The 14,286-nt window shown below is 65.6% G+C and carries 13 protein-coding genes; 9 read left to right on the top strand and 4 right to left on the bottom strand.

Translation table 11 applies throughout. The features are described 5' to 3' along the window. Positions 1-24: 24 nt before the first annotated feature. Entirely contained in the window at positions 25-1,878 is a 1,854-nt protein-coding gene (locus tag M0765_RS15825) for a M48 family metalloprotease (protein WP_258504556.1), read from the bottom strand. Between the two features lie 45 nt (positions 1,879-1,923). On the opposite strand from M0765_RS15825, the gene M0765_RS15820 reads away from it, so the two are divergent. Continuing rightward, entirely contained in the window at positions 1,924-2,157 is a 234-nt protein-coding gene (locus M0765_RS15820) for a DUF1653 domain-containing protein (RefSeq protein WP_258504554.1), read from the top strand. A 40-nt stretch (positions 2,158-2,197) separates the two neighbouring features. Here the strand turns inward: M0765_RS15820 and M0765_RS15815 are convergent, their stop codons facing one another. Next, positions 2,198-2,521 carry an I78 family peptidase inhibitor gene (locus tag M0765_RS15815; RefSeq protein ID WP_258504552.1) on the bottom strand — a complete coding sequence of 108 codons (324 nt, stop codon included), beginning with the start codon at positions 2,519-2,521 and terminating at the stop codon, positions 2,198-2,200. A gap of 37 nt (positions 2,522-2,558) precedes the next feature. Further along, entirely contained in the window at positions 2,559-3,155 is a 597-nt protein-coding gene (gene purN / locus M0765_RS15810; RefSeq protein WP_258504550.1) for a phosphoribosylglycinamide formyltransferase, read from the bottom strand. A gap of 154 nt (positions 3,156-3,309) precedes the next feature. Between purN and M0765_RS15805 the strand changes: the two genes are divergently transcribed. From M0765_RS15805 to M0765_RS15790, 4 genes are all read left to right on the top strand, one after another. Then, the gene (locus M0765_RS15805; RefSeq protein WP_258504549.1) at positions 3,310-4,491 is read left to right on the top strand and encodes an acyl-CoA dehydrogenase family protein; all 1,182 of its coding nucleotides are present in this window, start codon (positions 3,310-3,312) and stop codon (positions 4,489-4,491) included. A 13-nt stretch (positions 4,492-4,504) separates the two neighbouring features. Further along, positions 4,505-5,620, top strand: coding sequence for an acyl-CoA dehydrogenase family protein (locus tag M0765_RS15800; protein WP_258504547.1), 1,116 nt, complete (start codon positions 4,505-4,507; stop codon positions 5,618-5,620). 81 nt (positions 5,621-5,701) lie between these two features. Beyond that, a complete protein-coding gene (locus tag M0765_RS15795) occupies positions 5,702-7,054 on the top strand; it encodes an alpha/beta fold hydrolase (protein WP_258504545.1) in 1,353 nt (450 codons plus the stop codon). A gap of 11 nt (positions 7,055-7,065) precedes the next feature. Then, positions 7,066-7,857, top strand: coding sequence for an enoyl-CoA hydratase (locus M0765_RS15790; RefSeq protein ID WP_258504544.1), 792 nt, complete (start codon positions 7,066-7,068; stop codon positions 7,855-7,857). Positions 7,858-7,864: 7 nt separating this feature from the next. Here the strand turns inward: M0765_RS15790 and M0765_RS15785 are convergent, their stop codons facing one another. Then, entirely contained in the window at positions 7,865-8,425 is a 561-nt protein-coding gene (locus M0765_RS15785; RefSeq protein ID WP_258504542.1) for an HNH endonuclease, read from the bottom strand. A gap of 166 nt (positions 8,426-8,591) precedes the next feature. Here M0765_RS15785 and M0765_RS15780 point away from each other — a divergent pair, with 166 nt between their 5' ends. The 4 genes from M0765_RS15780 to M0765_RS15765 all read left to right on the top strand — a co-directional run bounded on the left by M0765_RS15780 (position 8,592) and on the right by M0765_RS15765 (position 14,257). Further along, on the top strand, positions 8,592-9,629 hold the full coding sequence (locus tag M0765_RS15780) for a bifunctional riboflavin kinase/FAD synthetase (protein ID WP_258504540.1): 1,038 nt from the start codon (positions 8,592-8,594) through the stop codon (positions 9,627-9,629). Positions 9,630-9,750: 121 nt separating this feature from the next. Beyond that, complete coding sequence (ileS, locus tag M0765_RS15775) at positions 9,751-12,600, top strand: isoleucine--tRNA ligase (protein ID WP_258504539.1); 2,850 nt, start codon at positions 9,751-9,753, stop codon at positions 12,598-12,600. Further along, the gene (gene lspA, locus M0765_RS15770; protein ID WP_157612688.1) at positions 12,600-13,112 is read left to right on the top strand and encodes a signal peptidase II; all 513 of its coding nucleotides are present in this window, start codon (positions 12,600-12,602) and stop codon (positions 13,110-13,112) included. The genes ileS and lspA overlap by 1 nt, the downstream gene beginning before the upstream one ends. A gap of 134 nt (positions 13,113-13,246) precedes the next feature. Further along, positions 13,247-14,257, top strand: a complete 1,011-nt coding sequence (locus M0765_RS15765; protein WP_258504537.1) for a LacI family DNA-binding transcriptional regulator — start codon at positions 13,247-13,249, stop codon at positions 14,255-14,257. The last annotated feature ends 29 nt before the right edge of the window (positions 14,258-14,286 follow it).

Here is a 14,286-nt window from a genome sequence, read left to right as displayed (position 1 = left end):
CGATTGTCTCAGCCGGAGGGCTCTCTACGCCCGGCGCGTCCAGATCGGCCCGAAAGCCTGTCGCTCAATGTCGGCCAGCGTAGGTGAATGGCCGGCCCACAGAACCAGCGCCGCCCCCGGCAGGCTCAAGGTGTGCTCGAGGTGGCGGCAAAGCTGCCAGCGGTCTTCGTCGTCCATGCCCGGCAGGTCGACGAACACGATGTAGGCCCGGCGCCACGGAAACTCGCGCAGCGTCTTGCGCACCAGCCAGGCGCGCGAAATGGGAAGGCACCGCGCCAGGTCGGCCTGTAACTCGCCCAGTTCATAGTCGCTCAGCTCGTGCCGTGCGATCTGGCTGAAGAAGGGCGTTTCGGTGATTTCCTCCCAAGCCCGAGCCTCGGCTTCTTCCGCCTCCTTGAGGCGGCCGCGCCACAGCTTGAGTGCTTCTTCGTCGTGAGCGCCGGCATCGGGGTTCTCGAGTGCGGCCACGGCGCTTTTTGCAGCCCACCATCGGCTGGCGGCACTGGATCCGTGCAAGCGCTCGAGCACGGCAAGACGCGCTGCGCGATCGCGCACGGGGAGCATCTGGGATAGTCCGCGCAAGGCGCCGGCATGCTCGGGCGAGGCCTGGAGCGCACGTTCGTACCGAACGCGCACGGGCGCCGCCGGATCGAGCCGCCGCTCGGAATCGGCCCATTCGACGAGTTCGTCAGGCGTATTGCGCTCGCCCCGCGCCGCGAGAAGCTCGACGCGTTCCCGGATGCGAGACCGGTGCGCATGGTGCTGCTTCCAGTCGCTGGCGTGGTTGCGCCGCCACTGGTTGTCGAAATGCGCAATCCACTTGGTACTGTCTGCCAGCATGCCCAGCGCGGGCTCGACCGACCAGGGCGGCACCACGGCCTTCTGGCCGAGCGCTTCGAGCCGGTCGCGCAAGACCGGATGGGTGTCTTCGAGATCGCTGACGCGCCGCATGGCGTCGCGCAATGCCCGGCGCGCAAATTCGTCGCTGGGCGGCGTTGCGGCAAGCTCCTTCAGCGCCTTGAAAGGCCCCGGCGGCTGCGGCTCCCTTTCGGCACGGGCCCAGTGCGAAGCCCAGAACTCATCGGCATACCAGTTCGCCTTGATGGCAATTTCCGTCAGCGCGGCCGCGGCGACGGTCGTGCCCAGCAGCCGGCCCGAAATGCGGTCGGCCTCGTACTCGTCTTGCCGCGCGAGCGCAAGCGTGCGGGCCGCGAAGCGCGGAAAGTACCAGCGGAAGAAGCTCTGCGACACCAGTGCCATCACGCCTTCGTCGCGCTGCAGGCTGGCATCGAGCTTGAGCCACGAGAGCCGGGTGCGGTAGATCCAGGCGCTCAGCTTGCCGTGGTTGCCGCGCAGGTGCCCGTACTCGTGGGCAAGCACCGACAGCAGCCGCCGCCGGTCCAGCATCATCAGCAGCGGCAGCCCAATGCTGAGGGAATTGACCGCGCCGCCAAACAGCCCGAAACGCGGCACTTGCCGGATGCTGGCGTTGAATTCGTCGTCCAGGTAGACGCGGTGGACCGGCGGGCCCTTGATCTTCTTGCGTATGCGGTCGAGCGCCTCGAACAGCGCAGGCGCATCTGAGCGCGAAAGCTCCCGCCCCTCGGGTTCGTCGAACCGCACCCAGAGTGCGCGCAGCGTGGCCAAGAGCAGGCCCAACGCAAACAGAGCCAGCCAGCCGCGCCCAAAACTGAAGCGTCCCTGTCCGGCCGACAGCGCGACCCAGGCGATGATGCCGACGGAAAGCGCCAGGCAGGCCAGCACCCACAGGTAGCCGAGTGCGGCAAATGCCGCGACGCTGCGCCGGTAGCGCGCACTGTCGTCCGCGCTGGCATGCTCGCTCAAGCGGACAAGGTGAACAAAATCAGCGCGATCCATCCGACTTTCCCCCAACCGGCCCTACAGTTTGAAAGAAGCAAGACCGTGAACGACAACGACCTGCCACCCCTGATAGAGACGCCGCCCGGCCGTTATCGCCACTACAAGGGCGGCGAATACGAAGTGCTGGGCACTGTGCGCCACAGCGAAACGCTGGAGCCGATGACGCTGTACCGGGCCCTTTACGGCGCCAAGGGGTTGTGGGTCCGCCCCGCCGGGATGTTCGGCGAAACCGTGGAGATCGACGGTGTTCGCCAACTGCGCTTCACCCCTGTCTAGGCTGCTACGTATTCGATCGCATCAAAGCCATCGAGGGCGATCAGCCGCAGCGAACGTCCGTCACGCGGCCGCGGGCGTCCACGTCGAGGTTGAGGCGTCCGCCGTTGAGTTCCATCGTGACCACCTCACCGGGCTTCAGGGCCCGCACCGTGCCTGCACCGGCGCGAACGCGGGCTGCGGCTTCGAGCTGGGGCGACAGCGGCTGGCCGACGGCGAAGCGCGCGCCATCCGCATTGCACTGGAACACCGGCTCGGGTGCCGGAGCAGCTGGAGCGGGAGTTGCCGCGGGGGTCGAGCCTTGCGTGGCACAAGCCGTCATCAAGACGGCGCCGGCAACGATGAACAGTAGTGATTGGGTTTTCAATTTGTCTTCTCCCGAAAACCCGCGAATATAAACAACTTTAACGAATGTGACCTGATGTATCTGCAAGCCATCCCGCAATGGCGCGTGGATACAACTGATGTTCCTGCGCCAGCACGCGCCCGGCCAGCGTGGCGGCCGTGTCGTCCGGCAGCACGGGCACTACCGCTTGCGCCAGGATAGGCCCGTGATCGAGTTCGGTCGTTACCTGGTGCACGGTGACGCCGGCCACCTTGCAGCCCGCGTCGATGGCCCGCTGGTGGGTGTGCAGGCCCGGGAACGCCGGCAGCAGCGACGGGTGGATGTTGATCAGGCGCCCGGCGTAGCGGCCGACAAAGCCGGGTGTCAGGATGCGCATGAAGCCCGCCAAGACCACGAGCGCCGGCGCGTGCGCATCGACCACCTTGGCCAATGCCTCGTCGAAAGCTTCGCGCGTCGGAAATTCCTTGTGCGGAACCACGGCAGTTGCGATGCCGTGCGTGGCGGCAATCGCAAGCCCACCCGCTTCGGGCTTGTTGCTGACCACCGCGGCAATGCGGGCGCCAAAGCGCTCGGCCCAGCGGTCGCGCTCGGCGGCGCGCACGATGGCCGCCATGTTGGAGCCGCCGCCGGAAATAAGGATCACGATGTTCTTCATGGGACGCGGGATTATCTGTGCTCTGCTCCGGCGGCCCTGAACTTGTCGCCGCGCGGACACCGATTCACAGCACGACCGTGCTAAAACTCGAAGTTCCGGAGACACACCGCCATCGGCGCGATGGCGGCGGACCGATCAACACAGCGAGGCACGCATGGATTTGAGCTTCACGCCCGAAGAACAGAAGTTCCGCGAAGAAATTCGCGCATGGGTCAGGGACAACCTCCCCAAGGAGATTTCGCACAAGGTGCACAACGCGCTCGAGCTGACGCGCGACGATCTGCAAGGCTGGGCCAAGATCCTCGGCAAGAAGGGCTGGCTGGGCTACGGCTGGCCGAAGGAATTCGGCGGCCCGGGCTGGACCGCCATCCAGCGCCACCTGTTCGAGGAAGAAACCGCCCTGGCCGGCGCGCCGCGCATCGTGCCGTTCGGCCCGGTGATGGTCGCACCCGTGATCATGGCTTTCGGCAACGCCGAGCAGCAGAAGCGTTTTCTCCCGGGCATCGCAAGCGGCGAAGTCTGGTGGAGCCAGGGCTACAGCGAACCGGGTTCGGGCTCCGACTTGGCTTCGGTCAAGACCAAGGCCGAGCGCAAGGGCGACAAGTACATCGTCAACGGCCAGAAGACCTGGACCACGCTCGGCCAGCACGGCGACTGGATGTTCAACCTCGTGCGCACCAGCAATGAGGGCAAGCCGCAAACCGGGATCAGCTTTCTGCTGCTCGACATGAAGTCGCCCGGCGTCACGGTGCGCCCGATCAAGCTGCTCGACGGCAGCCATGAAGTGAACGAGGTGTTCTTCGACAACGTCGAAGTGCCGGCAGAAAACCTGATCGGTGAAGAGAACAAGGGCTGGACCTACGCCAAGCACCTGCTCTCGCACGAGCGCACCAACATTGCCGACGTGAACCGCGCCAAGCGCGAACTCGAACGCCTGAAGCGCATTGCCAAGAGCGAAGGCGTGTACGACGACCTGCGCTTCCGCGACGAGATCGCCAAGCTCGAAGTCGACATCGTCGCGCTCGAGATGATGGTGCTGCGCGTGCTCTCCGCCGCCACCTCGGGCAAGAACTCGCTGGACGTCGCGGGCCTGCTCAAGATCCGCGGCAGCGAAATCCAGCAGCGCTACAGCGAACTGATGATGCTGGCGGGCGGCGCGTATTCGTTGCCTCTCATCCGCGAAGCGATGGAAGCCGGCTGGCAAGGCGACTTCCCGGGCGGCAACCCGGCCCTTGCGCCGCTCGCATCGACTTTCTTCAACATGCGCAAGACCACCATCTACGGCGGCTCCAACGAAGTGCAACGCAACATCGTCGCGCAAACGGTTCTGGGCTGAGGAGACAACGAACATGGATTTCAATTTTTCTGACGACCAGGAACAACTGCGCGACGCCGTCCGCAAGTGGGTCGACAAGGGCTACGACTTCGAACGCCGCCGCGGCATCGAGGCCAAGGGCGGCTTCTCGCGTGAAGCCTGGGACGAACTGGCCGAGCTTGGCCTGGGCGGCCTCTACATCGCCGAAGACGACGGCGGACTGGGCATGGGCCCGGTGGCCGGCATGGTGGTGATGGAAGAACTGGGCCGCGGCATCGTGCTCGAGCCCTTCGCCCAGACGCTGATTGCCGGCGCCGTGCTCAGCGGCTACGCCGGTGCCGACCTCAAGGACAACTGGCTGCCCCGCATTGCAGGCGGCCAGGCCATCGTGGTGCTGGCCTACCAGGAACGCAAATCTCGCTACCGCCTCGACGTGTGCGAAGCCAAGGCCGTGAAGGCCGGCGAAGGCTGGTCGCTGACCGGCGCCAAGAGCGTGGTGCCCGCGGGCGACGAAGCCGATGCCTACATCGTGCCCGCGCAGGCCGACGGCAAGATCGCCCTCTTCCTGGTCGAGCGCAGCGCCAGCGGTGTCGAAGCCCGCGGCTACGGCACGCAGGACGGCAGCCGCGCGGCGGAAGTCGTGTTCGACAAGGCAGACGCCACGCTGATCACCGCAGACGGACTGGCCGCGCTCGAGTACGCAGTCGATGTGGGCATTGCCGCCACATGCGCCGAGGCGGTCGGCGTCATGGACAAGACCGTGGCACTCACGGTCGATTACATGAACCAGCGCAAGCAGTTCGGCGTGGTCATCTCCACCTTCCAGGCGCTGCGCCACCGCGTGGCCGACATGAAGATGCAGCTCGAGCTCGCGCGCTCGATGAGCTACTACGCCACGCTCAAGCTCAACGCGCCGGCCGACGAACGGCGGCAGGCGTTGGCGCGTGCCAAGTACCAACTGGGCGTTTCGATGCGCTTCGTGGCAGCCAACTCGGTGCAGTTGCACGGCGGCATCGGCGTGACGGACGAATACATCGGCAGCCACTATTTCCGCAAGCTCACGCAGCTTGAAATGACTTTCGGCGACACGCTGCACCACCTGGGCGAAGTGTCGGCCCGCATGCAGGACACCGCGGGCGTCTTCGCCTGACGATGTTTTTCCCATAGCATCCAACGCCCGCCCGCCTTGCGCCGGCGGGCGTTTTTACTTGGAACCAGCCAGGAACAAAACATGCCATCACGCCGCACTCTTCTTGCCCTTGGGCTCGCATCGACCGCCATGCTGACCGCTTGCGCCACCGCACCATCGCCTTCGTTCAGCGAACGCCCGCCGATCGTCTTCATGCACGGCAACGGCGATTCGGCCGCGCTCTGGCAAACCACGATCTGGCGCTTCGAATCGAACGGCTGGCCGCGCGACCGGCTCTTTGCGATCGATCAGCCCTATCCGCTGGCACGCGACGACGACACCGTGGCGCAGCCGGGCCGCAGTTCGACCGCCGATTCCGCGGCCTTCCTGAAGGCCGAAGTCGAGAAGGTGCTGAAGGCCACGGGTGCGAGCAAGGTGGTGTTGATCGGCAACTCGCGCGGCGGCAACACGATCCGGAACTACGTGCAGAACGGCGGCGGCTCTGCCGTGGTGAGCCATGTGGTGCTGGGCGGCAATCCCGCGCACGGCATCTGGGCGGTGAAGGGCTTCCGCGAGAACAACGAGTTCTCGGGCCTCTCGGCCTTCATGCGGCAGCTCAATGCGCCCAAGGGACCGAACGGCGATGAGGTCACGCCGGGCGTGAAATGGCTCACCCTGCGCTCCGACAACAACGACAAATACGCGCATCCCGACGGGCTGTGGATCGGCGTGCCGGGCCAGCCGACCAACATCGGCTTCGACGGGCCGGCGCTCAAGGGCGCGACGAACGTGGTGCTGCCGCGCGTGGACCATCGCGAGACTTCGTTCTCCCCCGCCGCCTTTGCCGCGACCTGGCAGTTCCTGACGGGCGAGCCGCCGCGCAGCACAGCGATTGCAGCCGAAACGAACGTCGTGCTCGATGGCCGTGCCGTCGGCGCGGAAAACCTCTCGCTGAACGGCGGCCAAGTGACCGTTTACGCGGTCGATCCCGCCACGGGCGCTCGGCGCGGCAATGCGGTGCACAGCAAGAACATCGGAGCGGACGGCCGCTGGGGCCCCTTCAGCGCACGCGGCGACACGGCCTACGAATTCGTCCTCAGCGCGCCGGGATACGGCATCACCCACATCTACCGCAGCGCGTTTCCGCGCAGCAGCAGCGTGGTGAACCTGCGTCCCGAACGCCTCGCCGCGGCCGATGCCAGCGCCAATGCAGTCGTCGTCTTCACACGCCCTCGCGGGTATTTCGATGCGCAGCGCGACACCATGCGCTTCGACGGCCAGAGCCCGCCGCCCGGGGTGCCGCCCAAGGGCTCGGGCGTGTCGAGCTCGCGGCTGCGCGTTGCCGCGGCGGAGCCTCAGCGCGCCGTGATTGGTGAATTCAACGGCGAGCGCATCACGGGCCTGACCTGGCCGGCGGCACAGCAGCATGTGACGGTGCTCGAATTGACTTACTGAAAGGCAACAGCATGAACGACGCGGCTTCCTCCCCTTTCGTGCTGAAGACACGCGATGCGCGCGGCGTGATCACGCTCACGCTGAACCGACCGGCCTCGTTCAACGCGCTTTCCGAGGGCATGCTCGGCGCGCTCGAGCAGGCCATGGCCGAAATCGCTGCGGACGAAAGCGTGCGCGCGGTTGTCATCGCGGCGGCCGGCAAAGCCTTCTGCGCGGGCCATGACCTTAAGGAAATGCGCGCGGAGCCGTCGCTCGGCTATTACCAGCAGCTTTTCGAGCGCTGCGGCGCAATGATGCTGTCGATCCAGCGGCTCCCCGTGCCGGTGATTGCGCGCGTGCATGGCATCGCCACCGCAGCGGGCTGCCAGTTGGTGGCAGTGTGCGACCTGGCGGTGGCTTCCAGCGAGGCGCGCTTCGCGGTCAGCGGCGTGAACGTGGGTCTGTTCTGCGCCACGCCCAGCGTCACCCTTTCGCGCAATCTCGGCCGCAAGGAGGCGTTCGAAATGCTCGTGACCGGTGAGTTCATCGATGCGCAGGAGGCCAGGCAGAAGGGTCTGGTCAATCGGGTCGCGGCACCGGCCGAGCTCGATGCCGCGGTGGAGACGCTGGTCGCCAGCATCGTCGCCAAGCCGCGCATGGCACTTGCGCTGGGCAAGGCCCTCTTCTATCGCCAGCTCGAAACCGGCATCGAAGCCGCCCTGGCCGACGCGAGCCAAACCATGGCTTGCAACATGATGGACGAAAGCGCGCTCGAAGGCGTTCAGGCGTTCATCGAAAAACGCCTGCCCGACTGGAAACGCTGAGCCGAGGCTAGGTGTCGTGCAGCCGCGAACTCTGCGGCAGATGCGCCATGAGGAATTCCATCTGGTCCGCCAGGATGCGGCGATTTCGCAAAATGAAATCTTCCCAGAGGCTGGGCACATAGGGCGCGTACAGCAGCGGCATATTCGCCTGCTCCGGCGTGCGGCTGCTCTTGCGGTGGTTGCACGGCTTGCAGGCCGTGACCACATTCATCCAGGTGTCGATGCCCTTTTGCGCGAACGGAATGATGTGCTCGCGCGTGAGCTCGTCTTCGTGGAAATGCCCGCCGCAATAGGCGCAGACGTTGCGGTCGCGCGCAAAAAGCTTGCTGTTGGTGAGCCCCGGGCGCTGGGTAAAGGGATTGATGCGCGGCACGCCCTTGGTGCCGATGATGCTGTTGATGGCAATCTGCGATTGCTCGCCCGTGATGGCGTTGTGGCCGCCACGGAACACAGCCACCTGCGCGCCCACCTCCCAGCGAACTTCGTCCGCTGCATAGTGGATGACCGCCTGTTCGAGCGATATCCATGACTGGGGCAGCCCTTGGGCCGACAGCTTCAAGACCTTCACCACACGCCTCCTCAAAAAGGGAAGAATCACGGAAAGACCAGGGACACGGAGCGCGCCGGAGACCACTTCAAGCGACGCACTGAGTCACAATATACCGGCTTTGTGACAAAACGGCCTGATTCGCCCAATTGACGGGCGAAAGGCGCTATCAAAAAGATACTCACCAATGCAGGTTTTCCGCGGCTTCCGGCACCCGGGCGTGGCTCCGGCCTGCGCCCTCACCATAGGCAATTTCGACGGCGTGCACCGTGGCCACCAGGCCATGCTGGCGCTGTTGCAGACCGAGGCGCGCCATCGCGGGCTGCCCAGTTGCGTGCTCACCTTCGAGCCGCACCCGCGCGACTATTTCGCCGCCGTCACCAAAAAGCCGGACCTGGCGCCGGCCCGCATCGGCACGCTGCGCGACAAGCTCACCGAGCTTGCGGCCTGCGGCGTGGCGCAGACGGTCGTGCTGCCCTTCGATGGCCGGCTGGCGTCCCAATCGCCTGACGAATTCATCCAGAACGTGCTGATCAACGGCTTGGGCGCACGCTACGTGCTGGTGGGCGACGACTTCCGCTTCGGCGCCAAGCGGGCGGGCGACTACGCCATGCTCGACTCGGCCGGCGATGCCCACGGCTTCGATGTGGCGCGCATGAACAGCTACGAGGTCCACGGCCTGCGCGTTTCCAGCTCGGCCGTGCGCGAAGCGCTGGCCGAGGGCCGCATGGCGGACGCCCAGCACCTGCTGGGTCGGCCCTACACGATCTCCGGCCACGTGGTCCATGGCCGCAAGCTCGGCCGGGCGCTGGGCGCCTCGGAACCCGGCAAGGACGACGGTTTTCGCACCCTCAACCTGCGCTTCAAGCACTGGAAACCGGCCGCCAGCGGCATCTTCGCGGTGCTGGTGCACGGCTTGGCCGACCAGCCCCTGCCCGGCGTGGCCAACCTGGGCGTGCGGCCCTCGCTGGACGCCAACGACGTCAACGCCGGCCGGGTTTTGCTGGAGACGCATTGCCTGGAGTGGCCCTCGCATCTGGGAGCCGAAGGTGCCTACGGTAAAATCGTCCGCGTGGAACTCCTGCACAAACTGCACGACGAATTGCGCTACACCAGCCTCGAGGCCCTCACAGCGGGCATCGCGAAGGATGGGCGCGACGCGCGCGCGTTCTTTGCGTCGACCCACGCCGAAACCCATCGCCAGACGACACGCGATCGAATTTAGCCCTGCACGCACCGTGCTGCCGCCCTTCGACAAGCTCAGGGCGAACGGCTTTTCTTCCGCACCGACCGCTCAATGCAGTTCGGGCTGAGCCTGTCGAAGCCCCTCTGTTTCGCACCCCAACATGTCTGACGCTGCTTCCACCACCGACTACCGTTCCACGCTGAACCTGCCCGACACCCCCTTCCCGATGCGCGGCGACCTGCCCAAGCGCGAACCGGGCTGGGTGAAGGAATGGAACGACGAAGGCCGCTACCACCGCCTGCGCGACGCCCGCCACGGCGCGCCCAAGTTCATCCTGCACGACGGTCCGCCGTACGCCAATGGCCAGATCCACATGGGCCACGCGGTGAACAAGATCCTTAAGGACATGATCACCAAGGCGCGCCAGCTCGAAGGCTACGACGCGCTCTACGTGCCCGGCTGGGACTGCCACGGCCTGCCGATCGAGAACGCCATCGAAAAGCAGTTTGGCCGCAACCTGAGCCGCGACGAAATGCAGGCCAAGAGCCGCGCCTACGCCACGGAGCAGATCGCGCAGCAGTTGCTCGACTTCCAGCGCCTGGGCGTGCTGGGCGAGTGGGACCACCCGTACAAGACGATGGATTTCGCGAACGAAGCCGGCGAGCTGCGCGCATTCAAGCGCGTGATCGAGCGCGGCTTTGTGTATCGCGGGCTGAAGCCGGTGTACTGGTGCTTCGACTGCGGCTCGTCGCTCGCCGAATTCGAGATCGAATACGCCGACAAGAAGAGCCAGACCATCGACGTGGCCTTCAAGGCGCACGACCGCGAGAAGGTGCTCAAGGCCTTCGAGACCGACCACACGATCCTCGGCGACATCTTTGCCGTGATCTGGACCACCACCGCGTGGACCATCCCGGCCAACCAGGCGATCAACCTGAACCCCGAGATCGAGTATTCGCTGGTCGACACCGAACGCGGCCTGCTCATCCTCGCCAATTCGCTGGTCGAGATGTGCATGACGCGCTACGCGCTCGACGGCAAGGTGCTGGCCACGGTCAAGGGCGAGAAGCTCGGGGGCCTGGAATTCGAGCACCCGCTGTACGACGTCGATGCTGGCTACAAGCGCCTGTCACCGGTGTACCTGGCCGACTACGCCACCGCCACCGACGGCACCGGCCTCGTGCATTCCTCGCCCGCCTACGGCGTGGATGACTTCAACTCCTGCATCGCCCACGGCGTGGCGTACGACGACATCCTCAACCCGGTGCAGGGCAACGGCAGCTACGCGCCCGACTTCCCGCTTTTCGGCGGCCAGAACATCTGGAAGGCCGTGCCGGTGATCATCGCGGCGCTGCGCGACGCCAACCGCCTGCTCACCACCGAGACCATCACGCACAGCTACCCGCACTGCTGGCGCCACAAGACACCGGTGATCTACCGCGCCGCGGCGCAGTGGTTCGTGCGCATGGACGAGGGCGAAGGCGTGTTCACCAAGGACAAGGCGCCCAAGACGCTGCGCCAGACGGCGCTTGAAGCCATCGAAAAGACGAGCTTCTATCCGGAGAACGGCAAGGCGCGCCTGCACGACATGATCGCCAACCGGCCCGACTGGTGCATCAGCCGCCAGCGCAGCTGGGGCGTGCCGATCCCATTCTTCCTGCACAAGGACTCGGGCGAACTGCATCCGCGCACGATGGAAATCCTCGACCAGGCCGCCGACATCGTCGAAAAGGGCGGCATCGAGGCCTGGAGCCGTGTCACCGTCGAAGAAATCCTCGGCGCCGAAGACGCGCCGCACTACACCAAGAGCACCGACATCCTCGAGGTGTGGTTCGACTCGGGCTCGACCTTCTATCACGTGCTGCGCGGCACGCACCCCAACGTGCACCACGAAACGGGGCCCGAGGCCGACCTGTACCTGGAGGGCCACGACCAGCACCGCGGCTGGTTCCACTCGTCGCTCTTGATCGCCTGCGCGCTGGAAGACCGCGCGCCGTACCGCGGCCTGCTCACGCACGGCTTCACGGTGGATGCCAAGGGCATCAAGATGAGCAAGTCGCTCAAGAACGGCATCGACCCGCAGGAAATCAGCAGCAAGCTGGGCGCCGAAATCATCCGCCTCTGGGTGGCTGCGAGCGACTACTCAGGCGACATCGCGGGCGACGACAAGATCCTGGCGCGCGTGGTCGACTCTTACCGCCGCATCCGCAACACGCTGCGCTTTCTGCTGGCGAACACCAGCGACTTCGACATTGCCAAGGACGCGGTGCCGCTGGAGGAGCTGTTCGAAATCGACCGCTATGCGCTTGCGCGCGCATCGCAGTTCCAGGCCGAAATCCTCGCGCACTACAAGGTGTACGAGTTCCACCCGGTCGTGGCCAAGCTGCAGATCTACTGCTCGGAAGACCTGGGCGGGTTCTACCTCGACATCCTGAAAGACCGGCTCTACACGACCGCGCCCGGCTCGCTTGCGCGCCGCAGTGCGCAGACCGCGCTCTGGCATATCTCGCAAGCCATGCTGCGGTGGATGGCACCGTTCCTGAGCTTCACGGCCGAAGAGGCGTGGAAGTTCGTGAGCACGGGCAAGCCGGGCGAATCGATCTTCGCGCAGACGTTCAGCAAATTCGCCGCGCCCGACGAAGCGCTGCTCGCCAAGTGGGGCCGCATCCGCGAGATCCGCGATGTGGTCAACAAGGACATCGAGGCGGTGCGCGCCGAAGGCAAGGTCGGTTCGTCGCTGCAGGCCAACCTGCAGCTCACCGCGCCGGCCAACGACTTCGCGCTGCTGGGCTCGCTGGGCGATGACCTGAAATTCGTCTTCATCACCTCGGCCATCGCAATCGCCGCGGGCGAAACGCTCTCGACCACGGTGACACCGAGCAGCGCGCAGAAGTGCGATCGCTGCTGGCACTACCGCGACGACGTGGGCCACGACCCGGCGCACCCGACGATCTGCGGCCGTTGCACGAGCAATTTGTTCGGCGCCGGCGAAGCACGGAGCTTTGCCTGATGGCGGCCGCACGCTCCATGTCGGCATCGCGTTCGCGCAGCGGCAGCATCTGGCCATGGCTCGCCTTGGCGGCGATCATCTTGATCATCGACCAGTTCACCAAGACGCTGATCCTGGGCTATTACAAGCTCGGTGATGCGACTTACGTGACGAGCTTCTTCAACGTGGTTCGCGCGCACAACACGGGCGCCGCTTTCTCGTTCCTGGCCGACCATTCGGGTTGGCAGCGCTGGTTCTTCACGGCCATTGGCTTGGCGGCCGCGGTGTTCATCGTGTGGATGCTGAAATCGCACGCGGGGCAGAAGCTGTTTTCGTTCGCGATGGCGTGCATCCTGGGTGGCGCCATCGGCAACGTGATCGACCGGATGATGCACGGGTACGTGGTCGACTTCCTGAGCTTCCACGCGGGGAACTGGTACTTTCCGGCCTTCAACGCGGCGGACAGTGCGATCACGCTGGGGGCCATCTGCCTGATCGTGGACGAGATCCGGCGGGTTCGGCGCGGCAAGTAAGCCAGTTTCTCAAGGGGCCTTCGGGCCCCTTTCTCTTCAAGACGCAACGCGAGGGTTTTTCCCGGCTTTCTCGGCTTGTCATGGCAGGGTCATACTGCCGCGGTGAAATGTAATCGATTACATAACACCGCACGATGAGCATTCAATCCGTCGCAGCCAAGGCCGGGGTTTCCGTGGCCACCGTGTCGCGGGCGTTCAACTTCCCAGACAAGGTCACGCCAGCCACGCGTGAGTTGGTGGAACGCGTGGCGCGCGAGCTCCACTACGTGCCCAACGCCAGCGCGCGCACCTTGCGCACCCAGCGCAGCCGCGCGTTGGGCGTGGTGCTGCCGACGCTTTTGAATCCGACCTTCGCCGAATGCCTGCAAGGCATTGCGCGAGCAGCCATGGCGGGCGGCTACGCCATCATTCCCGTCACCACGGGCTACCGGCTCGATGAAGAAGAACGCGCGGTCCATCTGCTGATGGCGGGCAATGTCGACGGGTTGATCCTGGTGGTCTCCAACCCTTCCACTTCAGCGGCGCTCGCGCGGCTTCGCGCCACCGGCACGCCTTATGTGCTGGCCTACAACCGGCATCCTGAGCACCCTTGCGTGACCGTCGACGGCGAAGCTGCCGTGGCGGACGCCGTCGCGCGCCTGGTGCTGCTGGGGCACCGCCGCATCGCGATGGTCAGCGGCACGCTGGCCGCTTCAGACCGTGCGCAACAGCGCTACCGGGGTTTCCAGAAAGGCATGGCCGATGCCGGGCTCGATGCGCCGCCGCTCATCGAGGTGCCCTTCGTCGAAAGTGCGGTGGACATGCTCGCGCACCTGCTGCAAGCCAAGGAGCGTCCCACCGCGCTGGTCTGCTCGAACGACCTGCTCGCCATCCGCAGCATTCGCGCCGCGCACCTGAGCGGACTCTCCGTACCCGACGACCTCAGCGTCGTCGGCTTCGACGGCATTGCGCTCGGCGAAGACCTCACGCCGGCGCTCACCACCATTGCGCAGCCCAACAGTGACATCGGCCGACGCAGCGTCGAGCTGCTGATCCAGGCCATGGCCGGCGGCGCCACGCTGCAAGCCGGCGCGAGCCTGCTGCTGCCTTGCTTCTTCCGCGACGGCGAATCGTGCGCATCCGCACGCGATGTCGCCAACGACTGATCACCCCTCTCATCCGCCTCACCCCTCAC

The sequence above is a fragment of the Variovorax sp. S12S4 genome, assembly GCF_023195515.1.
Taxonomy (GTDB): Bacteria; Pseudomonadota; Gammaproteobacteria; order Burkholderiales; family Burkholderiaceae_C; genus Variovorax.
The sequence above is the reverse complement of the archived record's forward strand: the minus strand, read 5'-3'. Positions and strand labels throughout refer to the sequence as shown.